18 protein-coding genes are annotated in these 24,579 nt (G+C 71.4%); 5 read left to right on the top strand and 13 right to left on the bottom strand.

Annotated elements, in window-relative coordinates; all coding sequences use genetic code 11:
- Positions 1 to 44 precede the first annotated feature (44 nt).
- The 6 genes from AB3M34_RS17845 to AB3M34_RS17820 are packed head-to-tail and all read right to left on the bottom strand — an operon-like array spanning position 45 to position 8,330.
- Complete coding sequence (locus AB3M34_RS17845) at positions 45 to 1,985, bottom strand: Ig-like domain repeat protein (RefSeq protein WP_370615971.1); 1,941 nt, start codon at positions 1,983 to 1,985, stop codon at positions 45 to 47.
- A 52-nt stretch (positions 1,986 to 2,037) separates the two neighbouring features.
- Positions 2,038 to 4,179 (bottom strand): hypothetical protein, encoded by a 2,142-nt coding sequence (locus tag AB3M34_RS17840; protein WP_370615969.1) that lies wholly within the window; start codon positions 4,177 to 4,179, stop codon positions 2,038 to 2,040.
- Positions 4,176 to 5,369 carry a hypothetical protein gene (locus tag AB3M34_RS17835; RefSeq protein WP_370615967.1) on the bottom strand — a complete coding sequence of 398 codons (1,194 nt, stop codon included), beginning with the start codon at positions 5,367 to 5,369 and terminating at the stop codon, positions 4,176 to 4,178. The genes AB3M34_RS17840 and AB3M34_RS17835 overlap by 4 nt, the downstream gene beginning before the upstream one ends.
- Positions 5,366 to 6,166 (bottom strand): heme ABC transporter ATP-binding protein, encoded by an 801-nt coding sequence (locus tag AB3M34_RS17830; RefSeq protein ID WP_370615965.1) that lies wholly within the window; start codon positions 6,164 to 6,166, stop codon positions 5,366 to 5,368. Before AB3M34_RS17830 ends, AB3M34_RS17835 begins: the two co-directional genes overlap by 4 nt.
- The gene (locus AB3M34_RS17825) at positions 6,163 to 7,233 is read right to left on the bottom strand and encodes a FecCD family ABC transporter permease (RefSeq protein ID WP_370615963.1); all 1,071 of its coding nucleotides are present in this window, start codon (positions 7,231 to 7,233) and stop codon (positions 6,163 to 6,165) included. Before AB3M34_RS17825 ends, AB3M34_RS17830 begins: the two co-directional genes overlap by 4 nt.
- Positions 7,230 to 8,330 (bottom strand): heme/hemin ABC transporter substrate-binding protein, encoded by a 1,101-nt coding sequence (locus AB3M34_RS17820; protein ID WP_370615961.1) that lies wholly within the window; start codon positions 8,328 to 8,330, stop codon positions 7,230 to 7,232. Before AB3M34_RS17820 ends, AB3M34_RS17825 begins: the two co-directional genes overlap by 4 nt.
- A 205-nt stretch (positions 8,331 to 8,535) precedes the next feature.
- Here AB3M34_RS17820 and AB3M34_RS17815 point away from each other — a divergent pair, with 205 nt between their 5' ends.
- Together AB3M34_RS17815 and AB3M34_RS17810 are read left to right on the top strand one after the other, a co-directional pair.
- Positions 8,536 to 9,201 (top strand): heme oxygenase (biliverdin-producing), encoded by a 666-nt coding sequence (locus AB3M34_RS17815; protein WP_370615959.1) that lies wholly within the window; start codon positions 8,536 to 8,538, stop codon positions 9,199 to 9,201.
- A 111-nt stretch (positions 9,202 to 9,312) separates the two neighbouring features.
- A complete protein-coding gene (locus tag AB3M34_RS17810; protein WP_370615957.1) occupies positions 9,313 to 10,686 on the top strand; it encodes an NAD(P)H-quinone dehydrogenase in 1,374 nt (457 codons plus the stop codon).
- A gap of 78 nt (positions 10,687 to 10,764) precedes the next feature.
- Here AB3M34_RS17810 and AB3M34_RS17805 read toward each other — a convergent pair whose 3' ends face one another.
- The 6 genes from AB3M34_RS17805 to AB3M34_RS17780 all read right to left on the bottom strand — a co-directional run bounded on the left by AB3M34_RS17805 (position 10,765) and on the right by AB3M34_RS17780 (position 19,700).
- Entirely contained in the window at positions 10,765 to 14,142 is a 3,378-nt protein-coding gene (locus AB3M34_RS17805) for a pyruvate carboxylase (RefSeq protein WP_370615956.1), read from the bottom strand.
- Between the two features lie 65 nt (positions 14,143 to 14,207).
- The gene (locus AB3M34_RS17800; RefSeq protein ID WP_370615955.1) at positions 14,208 to 14,618 is read right to left on the bottom strand and encodes a universal stress protein; all 411 of its coding nucleotides are present in this window, start codon (positions 14,616 to 14,618) and stop codon (positions 14,208 to 14,210) included.
- A gap of 78 nt (positions 14,619 to 14,696) precedes the next feature.
- Positions 14,697 to 15,893 carry a hypothetical protein gene (locus AB3M34_RS17795; protein ID WP_370615954.1) on the bottom strand — a complete coding sequence of 399 codons (1,197 nt, stop codon included), beginning with the start codon at positions 15,891 to 15,893 and terminating at the stop codon, positions 14,697 to 14,699.
- The gene (locus AB3M34_RS17790) at positions 15,890 to 16,567 is read right to left on the bottom strand and encodes a hypothetical protein (protein WP_370615952.1); all 678 of its coding nucleotides are present in this window, start codon (positions 16,565 to 16,567) and stop codon (positions 15,890 to 15,892) included. Before AB3M34_RS17790 ends, AB3M34_RS17795 begins: the two co-directional genes overlap by 4 nt.
- Positions 16,564 to 17,937, bottom strand: coding sequence for a hypothetical protein (locus AB3M34_RS17785; protein WP_370615951.1), 1,374 nt, complete (start codon positions 17,935 to 17,937; stop codon positions 16,564 to 16,566). The genes AB3M34_RS17790 and AB3M34_RS17785 overlap by 4 nt, the downstream gene beginning before the upstream one ends.
- A gap of 5 nt (positions 17,938 to 17,942) precedes the next feature.
- The gene (locus AB3M34_RS17780; protein ID WP_407070177.1) at positions 17,943 to 19,700 is read right to left on the bottom strand and encodes an acetyl/propionyl/methylcrotonyl-CoA carboxylase subunit alpha; all 1,758 of its coding nucleotides are present in this window, start codon (positions 19,698 to 19,700) and stop codon (positions 17,943 to 17,945) included.
- A gap of 122 nt (positions 19,701 to 19,822) precedes the next feature.
- Here AB3M34_RS17780 and AB3M34_RS17775 point away from each other — a divergent pair, with 122 nt between their 5' ends.
- A complete protein-coding gene (locus tag AB3M34_RS17775) occupies positions 19,823 to 20,281 on the top strand; it encodes a helix-turn-helix domain-containing protein (RefSeq protein ID WP_370615948.1) in 459 nt (152 codons plus the stop codon).
- Complete coding sequence (locus AB3M34_RS17770; RefSeq protein WP_370615946.1) at positions 20,274 to 21,287, top strand: serine/threonine-protein kinase; 1,014 nt, start codon at positions 20,274 to 20,276, stop codon at positions 21,285 to 21,287. The genes AB3M34_RS17775 and AB3M34_RS17770 overlap by 8 nt, the downstream gene beginning before the upstream one ends.
- Here the strand turns inward: AB3M34_RS17770 and AB3M34_RS17765 are convergent, their stop codons facing one another.
- The gene (locus tag AB3M34_RS17765) at positions 21,288 to 23,264 is read right to left on the bottom strand and encodes a vWA domain-containing protein (RefSeq protein ID WP_370615944.1); all 1,977 of its coding nucleotides are present in this window, start codon (positions 23,262 to 23,264) and stop codon (positions 21,288 to 21,290) included.
- A 143-nt stretch (positions 23,265 to 23,407) separates the two neighbouring features.
- Between AB3M34_RS17765 and AB3M34_RS17760 the strand changes: the two genes are divergently transcribed.
- Positions 23,408 to 24,577 (top strand): acyl-CoA dehydrogenase family protein, encoded by a 1,170-nt coding sequence (locus tag AB3M34_RS17760; RefSeq protein WP_370615942.1) that lies wholly within the window; start codon positions 23,408 to 23,410, stop codon positions 24,575 to 24,577.
- Positions 24,578 to 24,579 lie beyond the last annotated feature (2 nt).

The following is a 24,579-nucleotide window of genomic DNA, read 5'->3' as shown; positions in this document are numbered from 1 at the left end:
CTGCGGGGCAGGAACGTCGGGTCCTTGTGTCAGGTCTGTGGGTCCTACTTCGTGACCTTGACCTTGACCGACTTGACGGCTCCGGTGTGGGTCGCGGTGGCCTTGAAGGACACGGTGACCTTGTAGGTGCCCTTCTTCTTGGCCTTCGGCAGGCTCACGACCGCCCTGCCGTTCTTGACCTTCACGCGGATCGTCTTCTTGACGCCCTTGGCCTTGACGACCACGGTCGCCGTGCCGTTCGCCTTGGGGGCGCCGGAGACCGTGATCGTCGCCTTGCCCTTCTTCTTGCGCGTCGGCTTCTTGACCTTGACGCCGGCCTTGGTGGCGACCTTGATGACGTTGAGCGGACGCTGGGTCGAGGTCGAGCTCTTCACGACTGCGGCGTTGCTCGAGGTGAAGACGGCCTTCAGGCGGTGCGCGCCGACGGTGAGGGTCTTCGGCAGCGCGTACGACGTCTTGCCGCCGACGACCGTCTTGGTGCCGAGCGAGCGCGACCCGTCGTACAGCGTGACCTTGCCGGCCAGAGCCTTCGAGGACTTCACGTGGACCGTCGCGGTGGCGCCGCGGCCGTAGACGAGCGTGCCGGGAGCCGTGATGGCGGTCGTCGAGGCGACGGCCGGGACCGGCTCGGGCTCCGGGTCGACGAACGTGATGGGCGTGTAGGTCTCGTACGCGGCCTGGACGGCGCCGCTTCCGGCGTAGGTGAAGATGCCGAAGTTGGCGAGCTTGCCGGTCGCTGCGTCGTAGGCGTCCTTGGAGACGGTCACGGTGGTGCTGAAGGTGCCGTCAGGCTTGAGCTCGATGGCGCCTGCGGCGGCGCCGCCGATCGTGGCCATCTGTGCAGCGGGCACGGCCCACTTCTGGCTGGTCGCGTTCAGTGCCTTGCGGGTGCTCGAGGCCGCACCGACGCTGGGCTTCCAGACGTCGGCGACCGTGCCGAGGACGACGTACGCACCGGAAGGCTGGCCCGGGAGCGGCGGGCGGGCGCCGGTGGCGAGCGCGGGGTCGAAGCCCGAACCCGTCACCGTGATCTCGTGCTCGCCGGTGTTGACGATCGTCGTGTCGCTGACCGTGACGATGGCCGGGGCCGGGTCGGGAGCGACGGTGTAGTCGACCGAGATCGGTGTCGCGACCTTGGCCGCGTCCCGCCCGCTGCCGCTCGAGTACCAGTACGAGGACTGGCCCGTGAGTCCCTGGAACGCGACGTAGTCCTGGGGGAAAGCACCCCAGAAGCTGCCGCTGGTCGACTGCGGTGCCATCCCTGCGGGGACGGTGACCGCGACACCGAGGTACTGCGGCGTCACGTCGATGCCGGTCGCGGTGACGTCGACGTCCGTGAGGTTGGCGAGCGTCACCTGCTGCGGAGCGATCGCGGCCCACTTGCTCGTGTCGACCATGTCGGTCCCGTAGCCGGACGCGGTGGCAGTGACGGTGCCGGTCCCGTCAGCATTCACGGTCAGCTTCGGGTCGGTGGCCGTCCAGTACGTCAGACCCCCGTAGAAGGCGACGGTGAAGGACCCGTCCCACTGGATCGTCGCAGTGCCCGCCGTCGCGTCCACGGTGCCCGTGCCGTCCGTGATCACGACCTTGTTCTCGCTCTTGGAGTTCACGTTCATCGCCGACACCGTCGCGCCGTTGCGGTCCTGGCACTTGGTCGCCCAGGTCGGCGTGACGTCGACGCCCGCAGCGTTGGGCTTCACGACCGAGACGTTGCCGTCCGTCGTCCGATAGAAGCCGTCGGACTCGGTCCAGTCGCGCGACGAGCCGGTGTCTCCGGCCTCGCCTGCGGACAGGAAGTTGCAGCTGCCGTTGTAGGCGCCGCCGCCGGCCTCGTTGCTGAGACCCCACGTGAACCTGGCGTCGTCGACCGACTTGGGTGCTGCCTGCGCCGGCGCTGCGGCGAGGGCGAGAGACCCTGCCGCGAGGGCGGTCACAGCGGTGCCGGCGACGAGGCGCCTGAACCGCTGGGGGAGGGACGTGGACATGGTGTTTCCCTTCGTGTGCTTCCGGGGACGTGTGGTGCTGGGAGGAGAGAAGTCAGAGGGCTCTTCGGGTCAGGACGCGCGAGCCGGCCGTGACGAGGAGCGCGGCCGCGGCCATCGCGCCGCCGACCCACCAGGGCCAGGAGTGCGGCGACGTGTTGAGCGGCTGCGCCACCGGGCGTACGCCTTGGGTGGTGCCCACCGGGACCGCCGCGGCTCCGAGGACGGTCGCTGCCGGCGGCGGGACCACCGGGGCCGGCACCGCTGCCGTGGGTGCAGCGGTCGTCGGAGCGCCGGTCGTGGTGCTCGGCGGCGTGGTCGTCGTCGGCCCGCCGTCGCCCGACTCGTCCTGCCCGTCGGACCGCGGCGTCTTGGCCGGCTTGTCGGCGTCGTAGCTGAACGTGATCGGCAGCGCCGCCTTGAAGCGGTCGGTCGACGCGCCGCTGCTGTACCAGTACGGGGCGGTGCCGACGCGCTCCTGGAAGCGGATGAACGAGGTCGGGAAGGCGCCCCAACCGGTCGCGCTCCGGCTCTGCGCGACGGCGCCGGTCGGGGCGTCGTACCGGACACCCGCATAGCGGGGCGTCACCGTGAAGCCGCGTGCGTTGCCGAGGCCTCTCGCGGGGGCGTTGGCGAGGCGTACCGACGTGGGCGAGACCGGCTTCCAGACGGTGGTGTCGTCGCGGTCGCTCGCGTAGCCGCCGAGCGTGGCGTCGAGGCGCGCCTCGCCCTTGCTGACGCTCAGTACCGGGTCGGTCACGGTGAAGAACGACATCCCGCTGTAGAGGAGGACGGTGAACGTACCCTTCCAGCGGATGGTGGCCGTGCCCTTCGCGGGATCGATCCGGCCGGTCCCGCCGTCGACGACGACCGTGTGGCCGGACAGCTGACCGTTGGTCGCAGCGCCGAGCGGCTTGCCGTCCCGGGTCGTCCCGAGGCCGCCCCAGGTCGCGAGACGATGACCGCCGCCGGAGGGGGTCTGCTTCTCGATCCGTACGTTGCCGGCGCTGGACCGCCAGGCGCCCTGGGCGAGCGTCTGACCGCCGCGCCCCGGGTCGGGGATCGTTCCCGCAGAGAAGAAGTTGTACGTCCCCGGCGCGAACGCGGAGTTGCTCATCTCCTGGTTGACGCCCCAGCGCAGCTGCGCGTCGGAGACGGTGAAGGCGTCCGACTGCTTCGGCTCGCTCCCGCCGGGCGGGGTCGGCGTGGTCGGCGCCGGCGCTGTGGGGGTCGGCGTGGTCGGCGTCGGTTCTGGGTCGACCGGACCGGTCGGGTCGTCGGGATCCTCAGGGAGCACGTCTCCGAGCTGCCAGTCGAAACCGATCGGCAGCGGCACCTTGTGGCGGTCGACGGCACCGCCGGAGGAGTACCAGTACGAGGCCGACCCGGCGACGGCCTGGAACGCGATGAACGAGCGGGGCCATGAGCCCCAGCCACTTCCCGTGCGGACCTGGTCGGCGATGCCGAGAGCCGACGTGTCGATCGTGACACCCGCGTACGCCGGGGTCGCCGTCGCGCCGTCCTCGCCGACGTCGACGGACGGCAGGGTCGCGAGTGTCACCGTCTTGGGGGCGACCGGCTTCCAGACGGTGGGGTCGTCGACCGACGAGCCGTAGCCGCTCAACGTCGCGCGGAGGACGCCGCTCCCGTCACGCCCCACCTCGAGCACGGGGTCGCTGACGGAGAAGAACGTCATGCCGGAGTACGCGATGACGGTGAACGTCCCGTCCCACGCGATCGACGCGCGGCCCGTCGCCGGGTCTGCCCATCCCGTGCCCTGCGACAGCACGACGCGGTGGTCGCTGAAGACGTCGCTGGTCGGCGGTGAGATCGCGGCTCCGGTGGGCGAGGTGTGGAGTCCGGCCCACGTCGCGGGGGCGTACGAGCCGTTCGGAGTCCGCTTCTCGATCGTGACGTTGCCGGCCGAGGCGCTCCAGCCGGCCGGCTTGCCGTTGGACCACGACTGGGCGGAGACGATCCGCTGACTGCCCTGGCCCGGGTCGCCGATCGTGCCCGCTGACAGGAAGTTGTAGGTGCCTGGGGCGTACGCCGCGTTGTTGGCCTCGTTGGCCAGGCCCCAACGCAGGGTGGCGCCGCTGACCTGGCGGGCGGTGGTCGAGTCGGCCGAGGCGGGCACCAGCGGAGTGATCAGCGCGACCAGGGCGACCGAGAGCGCGAGGGCGATGCGGCGGGTCATCGCGTCGCCGTCCGGGTGGGAGCGCCGTACGCCTCGGTGTCGACGGTCGTGTCGCCGCGGTCGAACGCCGCGAAGGGGTGCGCCGGGGGCTCGTCCGGCGTCGTGCGCCGAGCCCGGCGGACGCGCACGAGTGCGCCGACCACCGCCAGGAGGAGCAGGAGGCCGGCGGCCGCCATGAAGATCCACGCCGCCGTCGTCGGACCGTCGTCGCTCGCCGCCTCCTCGACGCCAGCGTCCACGACGGCCGGGGCGGGAGCGATCGGGAAGGCGACGGTCGGTGCGGCACCGCTGGCTGCCCCCGACAGCTTGAGGACGTGCGTGCCCGCGGTGATCGTGGCGGGCAGCTGCAGGACTCCGGCGATCTCGCCGGACTGACCCGCCGACAGCGGTCCGACCGCGGCGATGCCGTCGTCGAGGGTCGCCACGACCTGCTCGCCGGGCAGGAATCCCCTGCCGGTGAAGGTCAGGACGCGGCCGACGACGGCGGTGGCGCGATCGACGCCGACCATCGGCTTGGCCGCGCGGGCCGGCGCGGTCGGAGGGGCCGTCGGCGCGGCAGCGGCTGCCGGTGCCTGGGTCGCTGCGGCCTTCGGTGTCGCAGCCTTGCTCGACCCGGCGACGAAGCGCACCGGCGTGAACGTCTCGTTGCGGGGGTTCTTGATGCCGTGCGCGCCGATCGTGATGACACCGCAGGTCACCCGTGTGCAGTCGACCTCGACGGCGCTGCCGGAGCGATCGACCGACTGGAACCGTGCGCCAGGGACGGTCAGCGTGGTGCTCCAGCCGCCCGAGGCGCTGATCGTCCCGTTGGCCGAGTCGGCGGTCTCCGCGCCCGGGAAGGCGAGGAAGCGCTGGTGCCCTGCGTTGCTCGCGCTCTCGCTGTCGGGCACGTAGCGGTAGTCGTCGCCGGTCAGCCCGCCGTTCGACGGCTTCCACGACGCACCGTCGGGGTCCGACACCCATCCGAACGCGACGTAGATGCCGCCCGCGCCGCCCTTGATCGACTGGAACCCGCGGCCGGTGACCGTCAGGGTGGTCGTGCCGTCGGTCGTCGCGGTCGCCGCGCCGCTGCCGTTGGTGACCGTGATGCGAGCCGCGGCTCCGGCGGGTGCGGCGGTGAAGGGGTTGGCGGGTACGGCGAGCGCGACGGCCGTGACGCCGAGCACCGCGACCCTGGTCAGGCCGGTCATCGTGCGACCTCCTCGACGGGAGTGCGTACCGGGGAGACGATCAGGTCTCCGGTACGAGGGTGGGTGAACACGTCGACGGGGTGGCCGTAGACGTCGGAGAGCAGCTCGGGCCGGAGGACGTCCTCCGGGGACCCGTCGGCGCGGACCTGGCCGCCGGCGAGGACGCAGACGCGGTCGGCGTACGCGGCGGCGAGCGAAAGATCGTGCAGGACCGCGACCACCGCGCGTCCTTCTCGGGCGAGTCGGCGTGCCTCCGTGAGCAGCGCCTCCTGGTGGGCGATGTCGAGGGCGGCCGTCGGCTCGTCGAGGAGCACGATCGGAGCCTCCTGCGCCATGACGCGCGCGAAGCTCGCCCGGCCCTTCTCGCCCCCGGACAGGGTCGGGAAGCGGCGCTCGGAGAGGTGGTCGATGTCGGTACGGCGCATCGCGTCGGCGATCACGGCCTCGTCCGCGTCGGACTCGTCACGGCCGTGCCACGGCGCACGACCCATCGCGACCACCTCGGTCACCGTGAACGGGAACGACAGCCGGTGCTCCTGGAGCAGCACCGACCGGCGACGGGCGAGCTCACCTGCGCGTCGTGACCTGATCGGCTCGCCGTCGATCAGCGCGCGGCCGCGCGTGAGCGCGATGTCACCGGCCAGCACACCGAGGAGCGTGGACTTGCCTGCACCGTTGGGGCCGACCAGGACCAGGAGCTCGCCGGGTCGGACGTCGAGGTCGACGTCGCGCAGGATCGACGCGGGCCCGTACTCGACGCACGCGCCGATCACCTGCAGCGTGGCGCGGGGGCTCATGCCCAGCCTCCCGCCGTACGTCGGGTCCGGCGCAGCAGCCAGAAGAACATCGGGCCGCCGATGAGGGAGGTCAGCATGCCGATCGGGAGCTCGGCGTACGGCACCGCCGTACGGGCGACGAGGTCGGCGGCGAGCAGCAGGACCGCGCCGCCGAGGACGCTGGCCGGCATCAGCAGGCGGTGGCCCGGCCCGACGACCATGCGCATCAGGTGCGGGACGACCAGGCCGACGAAGGCGATGATGCCGCAGAACGCGACCGCTGCGGCGGTGAGCAGCGCGACCAGCGTGATCGCCACCATCCGCAGCCGCTCGACGTCGACACCGAGGTGCCTCGCGGCACGGTCGCCGAGGGCGAGGAGGTCGAGTTTGCGGCTGAGGACGAAGCAGCCGACGATGCCGACGAACGCGAGCGGAGCGACCACCCACACGTACTGCCAGCGCGTGCCGTTGAGGCTTCCGAGCTGCCAGAACACGATCTCCTCGCGGGCCTGCTGGTCGGCGAGGAACATCATCAGCGCGAGCAGGGCGCCGGTCACCGCGTTGACCGCGATGCCGGTGAGGACGAGGGTGACGACCTCCGTACGGCCGTCCGACCGCGACAGGAGGTAGACGGCCACGGTGGTGATGAGGCCGCCGACGAAGGCGAGCGAGGGGACCGTCCAGGTGCCGAGCGCGGTCCAGCCGAAGACCATCGCGCCCGCGGCCGCCACCGCGGCACCCGACGAGACACCGATGACGCCGGGCTCGGCCAGCGGGTTGCCGAACACGCCCTGCATCAGGGCGCCGGCCGCGGCGAGCGCAGCCCCGACGATCATCGCCATGGCCACACGGGGGAACCGGATGCTCCACAGCGCGGCGTCGCCGCTGGGGTGCGCGGGCAGGGGACCGACGTCGATGCCGATCTCGTGCAGGAACGATCCGAGGACCTCGGCCGGTGGGATCGAGAGCTGGCCGGTGCCGGCCGAGACCACGGCGAGGAAGACGAGCGCGACCGAGAGCCCGCTGAAGAGGACGACCGTGGCGCTCAGGCGGAAGCGCGCGGAGATCGTGGGGTCGACGACGGTCATCGCAGCGACTCCGGCGCGTACATCGCGACGGCGAGCGCGTTGATGACGTCGGCGCTGCGCGGACCGAAGCTGAGGATCTGGCTGTCGGGCATCGTGATGAAGCGACGGTTCTGGCCGGCGGGCGTGTTCGCGAGCGCGGGGTAGCGCTCGAGCAGCCCGTCGACGCCGCCGGCCGAGTCGAGCCCCTTGCTCATCATGAGGATCGCGTCCGGCTGCGCGGAGACGATGCCCTCGTCGTTGAGCGGCTTCATGCCCTTCCAACCGATCTCCTTCGACACGTCGTACGCGCCGGTGGCCGAGATCAGCGCGTCCGCGCCCGACCCCGCACCGAACATGTAGTAGACGCCGCTCTGGCCGCGGACGTAGAGGAAGACGGTGCGGAGCTTGTCCTGCACGGATGCGGGAGCCTTCTCGGCGACGGTGGCGGTGACGGCCTCGACCTCCGCGGTCGTCCGCTGCGACAGCTGCTTGCCGACCGCCGGGACGCCGAGCGCCGTCGCGGTCTGCTCGATGAGCGTGGAGGTGTTGTCGAGGTTGCGCTTGCTGTCCACCACGACCACCGGGACCCCGGCGTCGCGGACCTGCTCGATGACGTCCCACGGTCCGAGCGACGTGTCGGTGATGATCAGGTCGGGGGAGAGGCCGAGGATCGCCTCGCCGTTGAGCTCGTGGCCGTTGTGCGTGACGAGCGGGAGGTCCTGCGCCTGCGCGAACTGGGTCGAGATGTCGCGCCCGACCAGGAGGTCGCCGAGCCCCAGCTCGTAGACGATCTGGCTCAGCGTGCCGTACTGGTCGAGCGCCAGGATCCGCGTCGCCGACGAGATCGTCGTACGGGTGCCCTGGGCGTCGGTGAGCGTGACCGGGAACGACTGCTCCGGGTCCTGCGCGATGGGCTCGGGCTCCTGGGCGCCGAGATCCACGGAGACCTCGCCGGACAGCTCCTTGGGGGCCTCGGTGACGCTCACCTCGGCCAGGGCTGGGATGTCTGTCGCCGCTGTCGGGGTGCCTGCATCGCTGCTGTCCTCCGGGCCGCAGGCCGCAGCGAGGAGGGCGAGCGCACTCACGAGGACGGCGGTGACGAGACGGGGGCGACGCACGGAATCCTGCTCCGATCAGGGTTTATGAGGTTGACCTAACCTCGATGGAACGTAGCATAGGCAAGCCTTGCCTCGCCAGAGCAACCGGGGTTAAAGTGACGCAACGTCATGTTCGTCATGACGCAACGTCCCGTTGATGATGACGGTGTGTCATATTGTTTCCGGCACCCGTCCGCTGTTCGAAGATCGCCCGTGGAGGCCTCGCATGACCGTCACCGCCCCCCAAGAGACGACCGTCCCGAGCACCGATCTCTCCGCACTCATGCGCGAGGGGTCGCGTGCCGAGCACACGTCCGCCGAGAACTCGCCGTTCATGTCCGACCTTCTCGGGGGCAGGTCGTCGGTGGACCGCTACACCGTCTTCCTGCGTCAGCTCGCGGTCGTCTACGAGGCGATCGAGGCGGTCGGCGACGCCCTCGCGTCCGACCCCGTGGGCGGCGCGGTCGTCGATCGGGCACTCGTTCGGTCCGCGGCGATCGAGGCCGACATGGTCTTCCTCGCCGGTGACTCGTGGCGTGAGATCCCGGTCGGTCCCGCCGCGACGGCGTACGCCGACCGCGTCAGCGAGACCGCGGCCGATCCGGTGCGCTTCCTCGCCCACCACTACACGCGCTACCTCGGCGACCTCTCCGGCGGCCAGGCGATCGGGCGGATCCTTCAGCGCGAGTACGGGCTCGCCGCCGACGGCGTGACCTTCTACGACTTCCCGCTCGTGCCGAAGCCCAAGCCGTACAAGGACGGCTACCGAGCCCGGCTCGACTCGCTGCCGCTCGACGACGTGACCAAGCAGCGCGTCGTGGACGAGGTCAAGGTGGCGTTCTCGCTCAACGAGGCGCTGTTCGCGGAGATCGGTCTCTCGCCGGTCGAGTAGCCGCGACGGACGCGCGGCGTACCCACACCCTGCTGTGGCGCAGCCGACACCGGGCGCCACCCGCGACAGACCGCGACGTGCCGTCGTCGTCGGGTGCGAGACAATGGCGGCGTGAATCGTGTCGTGATCGTCGGTGGCGGACCTGGTGGGTACGAGGCTGCGCTCGTCGCGGCGCAGCTCGGAGCTGAGGTCACCGTCGTCGAACGCGACGGGCTCGGCGGCTCGACCGTCCTCACCGACTGCGTGCCGAGCAAGACCCTCATCGCCACCTCGGACCTGATGACGGACGTCGCTGGCTCGGCCGAGCTCGGCATCCTGGCGACCGGCACGCAGACCGTCGACCTCAAGCAGGTCAACGACCGGGTGAAGCGGCTCGCGATCGCGCAGTCCGAAGACATCCGGCGACGCATCGAGCGCGAGAACGTCCAGGTCGTCGCAGGGACCGCGCGCCTCGACGGACCGGAGACCGTGCTCGTCGAGCGTGCCGACGGCGGCACCGAGGAGCTTCACTCCCAGATCGTGCTGCTCGCGACCGGCGCGCACCCTCGCGTCGTCGACAACGCCCAGCCCGACGGCGAGCGCATCCTGACGTGGGAGCAGGTCTACGAGCTCGACGAGCTTCCCGAGCACCTCGTCGTCGTCGGATCGGGCGTCACCGGCGCCGAGTTCGCCGGCGCGTACAAGGCGCTCGGCTGCGAGGTCACTCTGGTCTCGAGCCGTGACCGGGTGCTGCCCGGCGAGGATCCGGACGCGGCTCTCGTCCTCGAGGAGGTCTTCACCCGACGCGGGATGAATGTCCTCTCCCGCTCCCGGATGGAGTCGGTCGAGCGCAAGGGTGACTCGGTCGTCGTCCGTCTCACCGACGGGCGCGAGATCGAGGGGTCGCACTGCCTCCTGGCCCTGGGATCGATCCCGAACAGCGCCGGACTGGGGCTCGAGTCGGCCGGGGTGAACGTCGACGCGGGTGGCTTCATCGAGGTCGACCGCGTGTCGCGGACCTCGGCGCGAGGCGTGTACGCGGCGGGCGACTGCACCGGCGTCCTCATGCTCGCCTCGGTCGCGGCGATGCAGGGGCGGATCGCGATGGCGCACGCGCTCGGCGACGCGGTGCACCCGCTGCGGCTCCGTACGGTCGTCTCCAACGTCTTCACCGCCCCCGAGATCGCCACGGTCGGGGTCACTCAGAACGACGTCAACGCCGGCGAGGTCGATGCCGAGTCGGTGATGCTGCGGTTGTCGGGGAACCCGCGCGCGAAGATGCAGGGCGTCCGAGACGGGTTCGTCAAGCTCTTCTGCCGCCCGGGGGGCGGTGCGGTGATCGGCGGCGTCGTGGTGGCGCCGCGGGCGTCGGAGCTGATCCACTCGGTCTCGCTCGCGGTGGCGACGGGGCTCACCACCGACCAGGTCGCGAACGCGTTCACGGTCTACCCGTCGATGAGCGGCTCCGTCGCCGAGGCCGCCCGGCGCCTGCACCAACCCCGCTGACCTCCCGTCCGCGATTTGTGCACCTGAACAAGGATTTGCGGACCGGATTCCTTGATCACGTGCACAAATCGGGGACGGCTACCCCAGGACGAGGAGCAGGTCGCCGCCCTCCGACTGGCGCGGACCATCGATCACCAGGCGCGACACGGTGCCGCCGTTCGGCGAGGTGATCGACGCCTCCATCTTCATCGCCTCGATCGTCGCGACCTGCTGACCGGGCTCGACCGTGTCGCCGACCGCGACCGACGGAGTCACCACGCCGTCGAACGGCACCGCGACGTGCAGCGGGTCGGACGCGTCGGCCTTCTCCGCCGTCACGACGTCGCTGGCCACCGACCGGTCGCGCACCAGAACCGGGCGGAGCTGCCCGTTGAGCGTGCACAGGACGTTGCGCAGCCCGCGCGCGTCGGCGTCGCTGATCGCCTCGAGCCCGAGGATCAGCGTCTTGCCCTCCTCGAGCGCGACCTCGACGTCGGCGCCGGGGCGGAGCCCGAACCAGTACGCCTCCGTCGGGAGCACCGACAGGTCACCGAACTCGCCGCGTGCGTCCTCGAAGTCGCGCGTCGGCCCGGGGAACAGCAGCCGGTTCAACGTGGGGCGCGGGTCGGCCGCGAGACCGGCACTGTCGTCCGCGGCCAGCTCCGTCTCGCCGAGCTTGACCGTACGACCCTCGAGCGCCTTCGTACGGAACGGCTCGGGCCATCCGCCGGGAGGGTCGCCGAGCTCGCCGGCGAGGAAGCCGATCACCGAGTCCGGGATGTCGAACGCCTGCGGGTTGTCCGCGAACTCCTTCGGGTCCGCACCGACCGCGACGAGGTGCAGCGCCAGGTCGCCGACGACCTTCGACGACGGCGTGACCTTGACGATGTCGCCGAGGATGTCGTTCGCCGCGGCGTACATGTCCTCGATCTGCTCGAAGCGCTCGCCGAGCCCGAGCGCGATCGCCTGCTGCCGCAGGTTCGACAGCTGCCCGCCCGGGATCTCGTGCCGGTAGACGCGTCCGGTCGGCGACGGCAGCCCGGCCTCGAACGGCGCGTACAGCTTGCGTACGGCCTCCCAGTACGGCTCGAGGTCGTTGACCGCCTGCAGCGACAGGCCGGTCGGTGCCGAGGTGTGCTCGAGGCCGGCGACGAGCGCGGACATCGGGGGCTGCGAGGTGGTCCCCGACAGCGACGCCGAGGCGGTGTCGACGGCGTCCACGCCGGCGTCGATCGCCGCCATGAGCGTCGCGAGCTGGCCGCCCGCCGTGTCGTGCGTGTGCAGGTGCACGGGCAGGTCGAACCGCTCGCGCAGCGCCGTGACGAGACGGTGCGCCGACGGCGCGCGAAGCAGCCCCGCCATGTCCTTGATCGCGAGAACGTGTGCGCCGGCGTCGACGATGCGCTCGGCCAGACGCAGGTAGTAGTCGAGCGTGTAGATCGGCTCGGCCGGGTCCATCAGCTCGCCGGTGTAGCAGAGCGCGACCTCGGCCACGGCCGTCCCGGTGTCGCGCACCGCCTGGATGGCCGGCCGCATCTGCTCGACGTCGTTGAGCGCGTCGAAGATGCGGAACACGTCGATGCCGGTGGCGGTCGCCTCGGCGACGAACGCGTCGGTGACCTCCGTCGGGTACGGCGTGTAGCCGACCGTGTTGCGTCCACGCAGCAGCATCTGCAGGCACACGTTCGGGATGGCCTCGCGCAGGCTGGCGAGCCGCTCCCACGGGTCCTCCTTGAGGAAGCGCAGCGCCACGTCGTACGTCGCACCGCCCCAGGCCTCGACCGACCACAGCTGCGGCGTCGTCCGGGCGACCACCGGCGCGGCCGCGAGCAGGTCGTACGTCCGCACGCGGGTCGCGAGCAGCGACTGGTGCGCGTCGCGGAAGGTCGTGTCGGTGACGGCGACCTGCGTCTGCTCGCGCAGCGCTCGGGCGAAGGCCTCGGGGCCGGTCTCGAGGAGCTGCTGGCGCGTCCCGCTCGGAGCCGCGCTGCGGAGGTCGACGGGCGGGAGCTTCTCGCGAGGGTCGAGCACGTCGGGGGCGGCGCCGTGAGGGCGGTTCACGGTGACGTCGGCGAGGTACGACAGCAGCTTGGTGCCGCGGTCGGCCGACGGCGGCGTGGCGAGCAGCTCGGGGTGCCGGTCGATGTAGGACGTCGTGACGCCGCCGGCGACGAACTCCTCGTCGCTCAGCAGTGCCTGGAGGAACGTCAGGTTGGTCGTGACGCCACGGATCCGGAACTCGGCGAGAGCCCGCCGGGCCCGCTCGACGGCGGCCTCGAAGTCGCGGCCACGACAGGTGAGCTTGGTGAGCAGCGAGTCGAAGTACGCGCCGATCTCCGTGCCGGCGTACGTCGTGCCGCCGTCGAGGCGCACACCGGCGCCACCGGGGGAGCGGTAGGTGGTGATCTTGCCGGTGTCGGGCCGGAAGCCGTTGGACGGGTCCTCGGTCGTGATCCGGCACTGCATCGCGGCGCCGCGGACGGTGATGGCGTCCTGGCGCAGACCGAGGTCGGCGAGCGTCTCGCCGGACGCGATCCGCAGCTGAGCCTGCACCAGGTCGACATCGGTCACCTCCTCGGTGACCGTGTGCTCGACCTGGATCCGCGGGTTCATCTCGATGAAGACGTAGTTGCCCTGCGGGTCGAGGAGGAACTCCACCGTGCCTGCGCAGGTGTAGCCGATCGACCGCGCGAACGCGACGGCGTCGGCGCACATCCGCTCACGGATCGCCGGGTCGAGCCGCGGCGCCGGGGCGATCTCGACGACCTTCTGGTGACGCCGCTGGACCGAGCAGTCGCGCTCGTACAGGTGGACGACCTCGCCGGTCGCGTCGGCGAGGATCTGCACCTCGATGTGCCGCGGGTCGACGACGGCCTGCTCGATGAAGCACGTGGGGTCGCCGAACGCGCCCTCGGCCTCGCGCATCGCGGTCTCGACGGACTCGCGCAGGTGTGCGGGGTCGTCGACGCGCCGCATGCCGCGTCCGCCGCCACCGGCGACGGCCTTGACGAAGAGCGGGTACGGCAGTGCGTCCGCCGCAGCGACCAGCTCGTCGGCGTCGCGGCTGGGAGGAACGGAGGCGAGCACGGGTACGCCGGCGGCGCGCGCCGCCTCGATGGCGCGGGCCTTGTTGCCGGTCAGGCGCAGGACATCTTCGGAGGGCCCGACGAAGGTGATGCCGGCCTCGGCGCACGCACTCGCGAGCGCGGGGTTCTCCGACAGGAAGCCGTAGCCGGGATAGACGGCGTCAGCACCCGCGCGTACGGCGGTGGCGACGATCGCCTCGGGGTCCAGGTAGGCGCGAACGGGGTGACCGACCTCGCCGATCTGGTAGGCCTCGTCGGCCTTCAGGCGGTGCTCTGAGCCGCGGTCCTCGTAGGGGAACACGGCGACGGTGCGGGCGCCGAGCTCGTAGGCGGCACGGAATGCACGGATCGCGATCTCGCCACGGTTGGCGACGACGACCTTGCGGAACATGGGGGTACTCCGATCGGGAGTGCGTCAGGTCCGGTCGGCCGCCGCGACGGTGGGGCGACCGGGTCTCACCGTAACGGGTGCTGACCTGGCTTCGCCGCGAAGACCGGGACCTGAGAATCGAGCAGCAGCTTCTGGGCGACGCTGCCCATGATGAGCTTGCCGACCGGAGTGCGGTGACGGATGCCGATGACGAGCAGGTCGGCGCCCTCGTCGGCGACGGCCTCGAGGACGAGGTCGGCGATCGCGGGCCCGACCGGCTGGCGGACCCGGTGCCCGGCGAGAGCGGCGCCGGCGAGGCGGTGCTGGAGCTGCTCGAGGTCGTAGCCGTGCACGAAGTCGGCGTCCTCGTCGAACCGGGAGTGCTTCGCGACGTTGACGACCACGAGGCGGGCGTCGCGGGCCTGTGCCCAGGCGATGCCGTGCTCGAGGGCCGTCTCGCCGTACTGGTCGGGGGTGTAGGCGACTGCGATCGTCATGCGTGCACGATGGCACATCGACGGTGTCACGGTCACCCACCCGTCTCGCGGATCAGCCGCAGGGCGCTGCCCGGGGCGTCAGCGCTTGGTCTGGTGCAGCCTCGTGACGAGGTCGGGGTCCAGCGCGCCGTAGCCGGTCGACGCCCATGGCTCGACGCCGGAGTCGAAGTAGTGCACCGGCTTGCCGTGGCGGACGACGTCGAGGATGTCGGGTCTGCGCTTGGCCTTGAGGTCACGGCGGCACGTCTCGCACAGCGGGACGGTCACCTTGCCGGAGGCCGACGTCAGTGTCGAGCGTCCGGTGGCGCTACCGTGCAGCGGGTTGAGGTAGCACGGTGCGGAGGGGACGTACGCCGTGCCGTCCTCTGCCGCGGCCAGCGCCGCGACCCCGCGTTCGACGAGCACGATCGCCCCGACGACGTCCAGGACGTCCGGCTTCGCCCCCTCTCCGCGGGCCCGCTTGGCGAGGTCGTACGAGTCGAGGGTCGCCTGCCAGGCATCGCTCGAGCCGTTCAGATCTGCGGCATCGATCAGCTCGCCCAGCGCCAGGATCTCGCGGTCGGCTCGTGCGATCAGCGCACTGTCGTGTGCGTCGCGGACTCGCTCGACGACCGACGGAGGCAGGGCGAAGGCCTTGCCGCGTGCCGGGAGGTCGCCGCGCTCGACCTTGAACCGCCGCCAGGATCGCGCCAGGGCCACACCGACGACCACGATCGCGAGCGTCAGGGAGCCGGCGACGATGAGGCCGGTGCTGCCGCCGTCGTCGTAGGAGGAGGAGGACGAGGAGGACGAGGTGGAGGACTCCTGCTCCTTCTCGTACTGCGCCCACTCCTCGTTGTACGTCGCCTCGGTGGTGCCGTCGGCGAGCATCTCGGTCGCGGCGACGAGCTGGTCGCCGAGGTTCGTGGGGTGCTCGTGCTCCGCGGCGAAGGTCGCCTTGTACGCGGTGTAGTCCCTCGTGGTGGTGTCCCAGGCCTTGCCCTCGAGGCGCGCCTCGCCGAAGCTCGTGTCGGTCGCGAGGTAGACGCCCGGCTGAGGGTTGTGGTCGTGCACGGTGGCGAGGAGGTCCACGGCACGACCGCTGAACTCGTCGTCGTGCGAGAGCGGGTATGCGATGACGTACGTCGGCTCTTCGGTGGCGGCGACGTTCTGCTCGATCTCGGCAACCTGTGCGGCGGTGATCTGAGAGGACATCGACGGATCGACGTAGACGCCGGTCTCGTCGAGGGAGGCCCAGATCGCGTCGAGGTCGGCGCTCTGCGGTGTCGTGGTCATGCGTCGCTCCCGACGAAGAAGTCCCGCCAGCGCCCCGGCAGGAAGTAGGTCGACCCGGCCAGGGCGCGGACGATGCCGACCACGAGGATCAGGCCCAGGTAGCCGCTGACGACCATCAGCAGGGCCGCAGCGATGCCGCCGCCAGGCCCGCCCCAGTAGTCGGAGCTGTCCGGCTCCTCCAGCGTCTCGCTGTCGACCGAGTCGACGTAGCGCATCAGCGCGGCCTCGGTCTTGCCCGACATGTCGTAGTCCACGCTGTAGATCGTGCCGCCGCGCGTGCGCTCTGTCCCGTACTGGCCCTCCCCGTCCCAGACGAGATAGGAGCCGTCGACGGCGACGCCGTTCATGAGGTACTGAGCGAGATCCGCGTCGAGGTAGTAGCCGGCGTCGCCCTTGCCGGCCAGAGCGATGAAGGCGGCGGGATCCGACGCGGCGGCCGCCGCGGCAACCCGAGCCTGCGCCTGCGGATCGATGAGGTGTGCGAGCTCGGGGGCGACGTACAGGTGGTCGGCGACGAGCGCGGCAGTCGCCTCGGCGACCCGGTCTCCACCTGGCGGCAGGTTTCCGTCGCTGGAAGGGTGTCGGGACTCGTACTCGTGGACACCGAACATCGCCGCGCCCACGGCGATCCCGACGACGAGGGCGGCGCCGATCCAACGCACCAGCGACCTCATCGGTCCACTCCCGCCCGCTCGGCGGTGACGGTGGCCCAGAGCTGGCCGTCGAGGGCACCGTAGCCGGTGCGGGCCCAGACGGTGTTCTCCTCGTAGTACGGACGGAGCTGGCGGCGTCTGACCGGCGGGAAGATGAGCGCCCTTGGAGTGCCGCCGCTCGAGAGGGCCTCAGAGCACCGGCGGCAGGCGGGGACATCGACGGAGCGACGGCCCGGGTCCGAGACGGCGTGGAACGCCCGGCCGTGCAGCGGGTCGAAGAAGCAGGGTACGTAGCGCTCGGTCCCGGGCTTGCCCGCGCGGCCGAGCTCGTGGCGACCGGCCTTGGCGAGGACCAGTGCGCCGACCGCGTCGCGCAGCTGCCGGCCGTACCGGGCCTTGTCCTCCGGACTCGAGAGGTCGTCGAGGTCCCGCAGGACGGCCTCGGCGGCGGTGCGGTAGCCGACGGCGCTGTCGGCGTACGGCGACGACGGTGCGTCGGCGAGCTCACGGGCGAGCCGGGTGGCGTCCTGGTTCGCGCGCTCGACCAGGTCGGCGAGGTCCAGCCGCGTCGGCGCCAGAACGGCGCTTGCGCTGGCGGGGACCCGCCTGCGCGGTTCTCGCGACGCCGTCGCCCACAGCAGGAGCCGGAGCCCGACCAGCAGCACCGAGAGACCGACGGCCGTGCCGACGACCCAGCGTCCGCCTGGCGTCGCCTCGTCGTACGACCGCGGCAGCTCCTCGGGCAGCGGTGCCCACGGGGCGGTCGCGATCTCGTCGAGCGCGTCGTCGGTGATCCCCCACGGAGCCCCGCCGGCGGCGATCGTCGCCGCGATCTGCGCGTCGGCGACGTCGGAGAGGCCACGCGGCCGGCTCTCTGAGCTGTCGTTGTTCCAGTCGACATCGGGAAAGGCCAGGTCCCTCGCCCTCGGGTACGCGTCGTACACGGCGATCGAGAACTGGGTCGCCTCCGGCACACCCCACGCCTCGTGGCGCGGCGGGCCGCTGGTCAGTGCGATGAAGAAGATGCCATCTCCCAGACGGGAGCGGAGGCGGACGGCGAGGTCGTTGGCGGGGTCGGACTGGCTCAGGCCGCGCGGCGTGCTGCCCAGCACGACGTAGATCGGCACGTCGGAGCCGTCGATCACCTCGCGCAGGCGGTCGTGGGCGCCGGCCGCGTCGCCGTTGCCCATCACCTCCTCGACGATGACCGGATCCTGCTCCAGCGCGGCCGCGACCTCGTCGATCGTGCTGTCGACGAGAGCGGCGGGTACGGCGGTAGTCGCGGCAGCGGGAACGGCGACGGTGAGCAGCGCGAGCCCGGCGACGAGCCCCGCCAGCGCCGTGCGCGCAGCCCTTCGTACGGCGCCTGCCTGCGCCGCCACACCCCGCACCCGGGTCAGTCCTTGATCTCCACCACGACCGCGCCTGCGGTCACGGTCTCGCCAGCGGTCGCCGTGAGGCCGGTGATCGTGCCGGCCTTGTGCGCGTTGAGCGGCTGCTCCATCTTCATCGCCTCGAGGACCACGACGAGGTCGCCCTCGGCGACGGCCTGGCCCTCCTCGACCGCGACCTTGACGATCGTGCCCTGCATCGGTGAGACGAGGGCGTCGCCTCCGGCGGCGGCACCGGCCTTCTTGCCGGCCGCGCGCTTGGGCTTCTTCGCGCCGCCCGCAGCGGCGGCGCCGGCAACGGCTCCGAGCCCGCCCGGGAGGACGACCTCGAGACGCTTGCCGCCGACCTCGACGGTGACGGTCTCGCGCTCGCCCGCGTCGGGCGCCTCGGCTGCAGCACCGGCGTACGGCTCGATGGTGTTGTCGAACTCGGTCTCGATCCAGCTGGTGTAGACGCCGAACTGCTCACCGTCGCCGAGGTAGGCGGGGTCGTCGAGGACCCGGCGGTGGAACGGGATGACGGTCGGCATGCCGTCGACCTTGAACTCGTCGAGCGCACGGCGCGACCGCTCGATGGCCTGCAGGCGGGTGCTGCCGGTGACGATCAGCTTGGCGACGAGGGAGTCGAACGACCCGGGGACAGTCTCGCCGGCGACGTAGCCCGAGTCGACGCGTACGCCCGGGCCCGCCGGGGGCTCCCACACCGTGAGGGTCCCCGGCGCGGGGAGGAAGTTGCGGCCGGCGTCCTCGGCGTTGATGCGGAACTCGATCGAGTGACCCTTGATCTCCGGGTCGTCGTAGCCGAGCTCCTCGCCTGCGGCGATCCGGAACATCTCGCGCACGAGGTCGAGGCCGGTGACCTCCTCGGAGACCGGGTGCTCGACCTGGAGGCGGGTGTTGACCTCGAGGAACGAGATGGTGCCGTCCTGGCCGACGAGGAACTCGCACGTGCCGGCGCCGACGTAGCCGGCCTCGCGCAGGATCGCCTTGGACGCGGTGTAGAGGCTGTCGATCTGGTCGTCGGAGAGGAACGGTGCGGGCGCCTCCTCGACGAGCTTCTGGTGGCGGCGCTGGAGCGAGCAGTCGCGGGTGGAGACGACCACGACGTTGCCGTGGGCGTCGGCGAGGCACTGAGTCTCGACGTGACGCGGCTTGTCGAGGAACTTCTCGACCAGGCACTCGCCGCGCCCGAACGCCGTGACCGCCTCGCGGACGGCGGAGTCGAACTGCTCGGGGATCTCCTCGAGCTTGCGGGCGACCTTGAGTCCTCGGCCGCCGCCGCCGAAGACGGCCTTGATCGCGACCGGGAGCCCGTGCTCCTTGGCGAAGGCCACGATCTCGTCGGCATCGGCGACCGGGTCCTTGGTCCCCGGGGCCAGAGGAGCGTCGGCCTTCGCGGCGATGTGCTTGGCCTTCGCCTTGTCGCCGAGCGCCTCGATGGCGTGCGGCGGGGGACCGATCCAGATCAGTCCTGCGTCGAGGACGGCCTGCGCGAACGGGGCGTTCTCGGCGAGGAACCCGTAGCCGGGATGAACACTGTCGGCGCCGCTGCGCTGAGCGACGTCGAGGATCTTCTCGATCGACAGGTACGTCTCGGCGGGGGTGGCACCACCGAGCGAGTAGGCCTCGTCGGCAAGACGGACGAACAGGGCGTCGCGGTCGGCGTCGGCGTACAGCGCGACGCTGCCGATCCCGGCGTCCTTGCAGGCGCGGATGACGCGGACGGCGATCTCACCACGGTTGGCGATGAGGACCTTGCTCAGCGGGCGGATGCCCTGGTCGTTGCTCACGGGTGCTCCTCGGTGTACCTGGGGCTGCCCGTCGAGTCTAGAGCGGGCGGTCTCCGGTCCCGACGGGTGTCCGGTCCCCGGCTAGGGTTCGGTGCATGAGCGCTCCCGATGCCGACGCCAACCGGCGCGCCCAGGCGGCGCTGTACGGCGAGCCGCTCGGTGACATCGTCCGCCGCTGCGCGGAGACCCTCGGCCTGACGCAGGCTCGGGTCGCCGAGACGCTGGGCATCTCGGCGCCGATGCTGTCGCAGCTGGTCAACGGTCACCGCGTCAAGATCGGCAACCCTGCGGCGGTGTCACGGCTCCAGGCGATGTACGCCGCAGCGCAGGCGGTGGCGTCGGGGCAGGTGTCGCAGGACGAGGCGGTGGCGTCGCTGGCGTCTCAGGAGGGCGCTGCTGTGGTGACGTCGTGGACGACCGCAGACGCCAGCACGGTGCGTGCGTTGTTCCGGTCGGAGGCGACCGCAGCCGAGTACGAGGACGCCGCCGCGCGGGTCGCCGAGCTGCACCCGCGGATCGCGGCCCTGCTGCGGAGGTACGGCGCCGATGGGTGAGGTCTTCGCCGGCCGGTACGAGCTCCTCGAGCCGATCGGTTCCGGTGGCATGGGCACGGTGTGGCTGGTCCACGACCGGCGCGACGACGCGGTGCGTGCGGCGAAGCTGGTCCGGCAGGTCGACGCGGCGCTGCTCCTGCGGTTCGTTCGCGAGCTCAGCACCCGTGTCGAGCACCCGCACACCGTGCGCCCGCTCGGCTGGGCCGGCGAGGACGACACGGTGCTGTTCACCATGGACGTCGTACGAGGCGGGTCGGTGCACGACCTCCTCGAGGACTTCGGTGCGCTGCCGGTGTCGTGGGCGGCCTGCCTGCTCGACCAGCTCCTGGACGCGTTGGGCGCGGTCCACGACGCCGGCGTCCTGCACCGTGACGTGAAGCCCGCGAACCTGCTGCTCGAACCCACCGGTCGCAGCCGTCCGTACCTGCGCCTGAGCGACTTCGGCGTCGCCGCACCGCTCTACGAGCCGCGGATGACGGGACCCGCGATGGTGCTCGGGACCCGTGGTTATCGCGCACCCGAGAGCCTCGTCGGCGCCGATCTCCATCCGACCCAGGACCTGTACGGCGTCGGCGTCGTGCTGGCCGAGATGCTCAGCGGCGAGCGCCCGCAGGAGGGTGCTCCGCTCGCTCCGACGCCGCCGGCTCGAGTCGATCATCGTCTGTGGCGCCTTGCGCTCGGTCTGACCGATCCCGACCCGCGCCGCCGCCCGCAGTCCGCAACGGACGCACGCGCCTACCTGCGGAGCACGGGACTCGTCCCGCCGGACGGCAGCGCCCCTGCCGACGAGGGCGCCGACATCGAGGTGTTCGCGCACGTGACGGTGCCGGGGGAGGAGCCGGTGGAGCCTGAGCGGTCACCGGTCGAGCGGACCCTCCCGCCGGTCCAGCCCGTCGCGGCTCCGGCTCCGCCCCGACAGCGGACCCGCCTCGCGACCGGGGGCTTCGCCGCGATCGGCCTCGGCGTCGCCCTCCTGGTCGTGATGGCCGTCCTGCTCCTGGGCTGACTACCAGCCGCCGGGGCCGGGCCCGCCCCAGGGCTGCTGCGGTCCGGGCGTCGGCGTCGGCTGCTTGGGTCGCCGCGCGAGCACGACGGCGGCCACGCCCCCGGTGACGAGCAGCAGACCCGCCGCGCCGAGCCCGACAGGGAGCCACGGGAAGCCACCCTCGTCGGAGCTCGTCACTGCTGCCGCAGCTTCGGTGTCGTCGTCGGACGGCTGCTCCGACGGCGGGGTGCCGGCGTCCTCGGTCTCCGGCGTCAGCAGGTTCGCGTCGTCGGCGTACTGCGGTGCGCCTTCGCCCTCCTCGCCGAACACCTTCACCGTGAGGTCGTAGGTGATGACGGCTGCGTCGTTGGCCCGGTTGACGAACCCGACGTCGACGTAGCGGTAGCCGGGGAGCGTCGACGCGCTCACCTCGGGCTTGGCCGAGGCGCGGTTGAGGTAGGTGACCGGGACGGTGGTGGCGCCGCGACGCCAGTGCTTGTCGTCCTCGATCCACATGTTCCCGAACGGGATGCTGGCCCGCCAGTCGGCTGGGGGGTTGGGGAACAGCGTCGCGGTGGCGTCGGAGCGGGTGGGGCCGACGACGTGGACGTCGAAGCCGCTCCAGGCGCCCGCACCGTCGTACGCGGGCTTCGTCAGGGTCGCGTCGATCTGTGCCTGGAGGTGCTGGCCCCAGGAGAGCGGCACAGCCACTACCTGCCGCTCGCCCGACCGGATGTCGAGGCGGTACGTCCCGGCCTCGATGACAGGTGCGTTCGCGATGCTGCTCCCGGGGACGACCTCACTGGTCGGGGTCGCGGGATCCATGCGTTCCCAGGGCGGGGTGCCCTGCTCGGCAGGAAGCTGCGCAACCGTCCCCTCGGCGAGCGGCGGCTCCTCGTACACGACGATCTCGACCGGAGCGCCTGCGAGGGTGTCGTCCACCGTGATCTTGACCTCGAGCGTCAGGGCTTCGGCGTCGTCGCACACGGGCTTTTCGTCCCGCGACCAGCTGTTGAGGCTTCCGCTGACGAGGTTCGTACCCCCGATCGCGGACTCGAACGCCGAGCCCCTCCCGCACTCGGTCGTGCCGTCGTCGCCCGTGAGGGTGAGCACGAGCCCGCTGCCGAGGCTGTCGCCCGGGGTCTGTGTCGTCGCACCCACGTGGATCGTCGAGCCGGGGATGGTGCGCGGGATCGTGTAGTAGGCGGCGGTGTCGCGGACAGGGACCTTGTCCAGCCACTGACCCACCCCGATCTCGGGAGCGTTGACACGCTCGGGTGTGCCCGTCACGGGTGTCCCGGTGAAGTCGAACGGGCGGAACGCGCGCGTGGACGTCACCTCGAGCCGTTCGGTGAGGGAGGCGGCGGAGTCGGCGTCGTAGTAGGTGCCGTGCCCGGCGTCGGCGATGCACCGAAGCTGCTTGCGGGTCTTGGCGTCCACCGACAGACCGACTACGTCGATCTTGAGGTCGATTCCGTCCTTCGAGAGATCGCGCGCGACCTTGCACGGGTCGGGATCGCAGGTGGACTCCCCGTCGGAGACGAGCACGATGGTGCGCTTGCCCTCGGTGCCGAGGTCCTTGCCGGCCTCCTGAAGGGCGTAGCCGATCGGGGTCTCGCCGAGGGGCTTGTAGTCCCCGACGGCGGTGCGGAGGGCGTCGCGGTTGTCGGTGCCGGGTTCGACGACCTGCTGGGAGTCCGTGCAGGCGCCCTTGCCCGTGTCGATCGTGGCGCCGTAGACGCGCATGCCGACCACGGCCTCGTCGGGGAGGGTGTCGACGACGTTGGTGAGGGCGGTGCGGGCCGCGGCGATCTTCGTGCCTCCGCCCTTGGCCGGCTCGGCCATCGAGCCTGAGGCGTCCAGGACGAGCTGCATGGTCTGCGGCGGCGCCTCCTCGGCGTGTGCGGTGGCGGGGATGAAGAGCAGCGCTGTGGTCGTGAGCGGCGCGGCCACTGCTGCGACGAGGCGCCGAGCGAGCTGCGAGGCGGGGAGGTGCACGAGGGAGGTCCTTCCGTGTTTGCTTTCGCAAACATCATTATTTGCGATCGCAAACCTGTCAAGTCGTCAGCCGAGGAACACGGTACGAGGTGGGGAGGTCGTCGTTCTCGCGGAGGCTGGTTAACGACTGTTAACATCACGCCATGGCGTACAGCACCCTCTCTCCTGAGCACGAGTCCTTCCGCAAGGTCGTCCGCGACTTCGCGCAGGCCGAGATCAGCCCGCACGTCGCGCAGTGGGACCGCGACCACCACTTCCCGGTGGACCTCGTGGCGAAGATGGGCGACCTCGGGTTGTTCGGGCTGACGGCGCCGGAAGCGTACGGCGGCTCGGGCGGCGACTTCACGAGCCTGTGCGTGGCGATCGAGGAGCTCGGCCGGGTCGACCAGTCGATCGGGATCACCCTCGAGGCCGCGGTGGGTCTGGGCATCAACCCGATCCTGACCTACGGCACCGACGCTCAGAAGGCGCAGTGGCTTCCCGACCTCGTCGCCGGTCGGGCGCTGGCGGGGTTCGGGCTCACCGAGCCTGGTGCCGGGTCGGATGCGGGTGCGACGGCGACCAAGGCCGAGCTCGTCGACGGCGAGTGGGTCGTCGACGGCGCGAAGCAGTTCATCACGAACTCCGGCTCAGCGATCACGTCGCTGGTGACGGTCACCGCGCGGACGGGGATGCGCGACGGCGGCCGTCCCGAGATCTCGACGATCATCGTCCCCGCGGGCACGCCCGGGTTCGTGGCCGAGGCTGCGTACGACAAGCTCGGCTGGCACATCTCCGACACTCACCCGTTGTCGTTCTCCGGTTGCCGCGTGCCGGAGGAGAACCTCCTCGGTGAGCGTGGTCGCGGCTACGCGCAGTTCCTCGCGACCCTCGACGACGGCCGGATCGCCATTGCGGCGCTCGCCGTCGGGTGCATCGAGGCGTGCCTCGACCTTGCACGCGAGTACGCGCTCGACCGCCAGACGTTCGGCGGCCCGATCGGACGCAAGCAGGGTGTCGCCTTCCAGATCGCCGACCTCGCAGTCGCCGCCCGCGCGGCGCGTGCGCTGACGTACGAGGCGGCCGCGATGAAGGACGCCGGCATCGGTGGGCGGGAGCTCAAGCAGGCGGCGTCGATCGCCAAGCTGTACGCGACGGAGCAGGCCGTGACCGCCACGCGGATCGCGACGCAGGTGTTCGGCGGGTACGGCTTCATGGAGGAGTACCCGGTCGCGCGCTTCTACCGCGACGCCAAGATCCTGGAGATCGGCGAGGGGACGTCCGAGGTGCAACGGATGCTCATCGCGCGAGGCCTCGGCCTGCCGGTCGAGTAGTC

Origin of the sequence: Mumia sp. Pv4-285, assembly GCF_041320275.1 — a bacterium.
GTDB lineage: Bacteria > Actinomycetota > Actinomycetes > Propionibacteriales > Nocardioidaceae > Mumia > Mumia qirimensis.
Note: the sequence above shows the minus strand (reverse complement) of the source record. Positions and strands in the feature narration are given on the sequence as shown.

Excerpts from the sequence above, each read along its gene's own strand:
- AB3M34_RS17845 (WP_370615971.1), bottom strand. The coding sequence starts at position 1,985 with ATGTCCACGTCCCTCCCCCAGCGGTTCAGGCGCCTCGTCGCCGGCACC.
- AB3M34_RS17840 (WP_370615969.1), bottom strand. The coding sequence starts at position 4,179 with ATGACCCGCCGCATCGCCCTCGCGCTCTCGGTCGCCCTGGTCGCGCTG.
- AB3M34_RS17835 (WP_370615967.1), bottom strand. The coding sequence starts at position 5,369 with ATGACCGGCCTGACCAGGGTCGCGGTGCTCGGCGTCACGGCCGTCGCG.
- AB3M34_RS17830 (WP_370615965.1), bottom strand. The coding sequence starts at position 6,166 with ATGAGCCCCCGCGCCACGCTGCAGGTGATCGGCGCGTGCGTCGAGTAC.
- AB3M34_RS17825 (WP_370615963.1), bottom strand. The coding sequence starts at position 7,233 with ATGACCGTCGTCGACCCCACGATCTCCGCGCGCTTCCGCCTGAGCGCC.
- AB3M34_RS17815 (WP_370615959.1), top strand. The coding sequence starts at position 8,536 with ATGACCGTCACCGCCCCCCAAGAGACGACCGTCCCGAGCACCGATCTC.
- AB3M34_RS17805 (WP_370615956.1), bottom strand. The coding sequence starts at position 14,142 with ATGTTCCGCAAGGTCGTCGTCGCCAACCGTGGCGAGATCGCGATCCGT.
- AB3M34_RS17800 (WP_370615955.1), bottom strand. The coding sequence starts at position 14,618 with ATGACGATCGCAGTCGCCTACACCCCCGACCAGTACGGCGAGACGGCC.
- AB3M34_RS17795 (WP_370615954.1), bottom strand. The coding sequence starts at position 15,893 with ATGACCACGACACCGCAGAGCGCCGACCTCGACGCGATCTGGGCCTCC.
- AB3M34_RS17790 (WP_370615952.1), bottom strand. The coding sequence starts at position 16,567 with ATGAGGTCGCTGGTGCGTTGGATCGGCGCCGCCCTCGTCGTCGGGATC.
- AB3M34_RS17775 (WP_370615948.1), top strand. The coding sequence starts at position 19,823 with ATGAGCGCTCCCGATGCCGACGCCAACCGGCGCGCCCAGGCGGCGCTG.
- AB3M34_RS17770 (WP_370615946.1), top strand. The coding sequence starts at position 20,274 with ATGGGTGAGGTCTTCGCCGGCCGGTACGAGCTCCTCGAGCCGATCGGT.
- AB3M34_RS17760 (WP_370615942.1), top strand. The coding sequence starts at position 23,408 with ATGGCGTACAGCACCCTCTCTCCTGAGCACGAGTCCTTCCGCAAGGTC.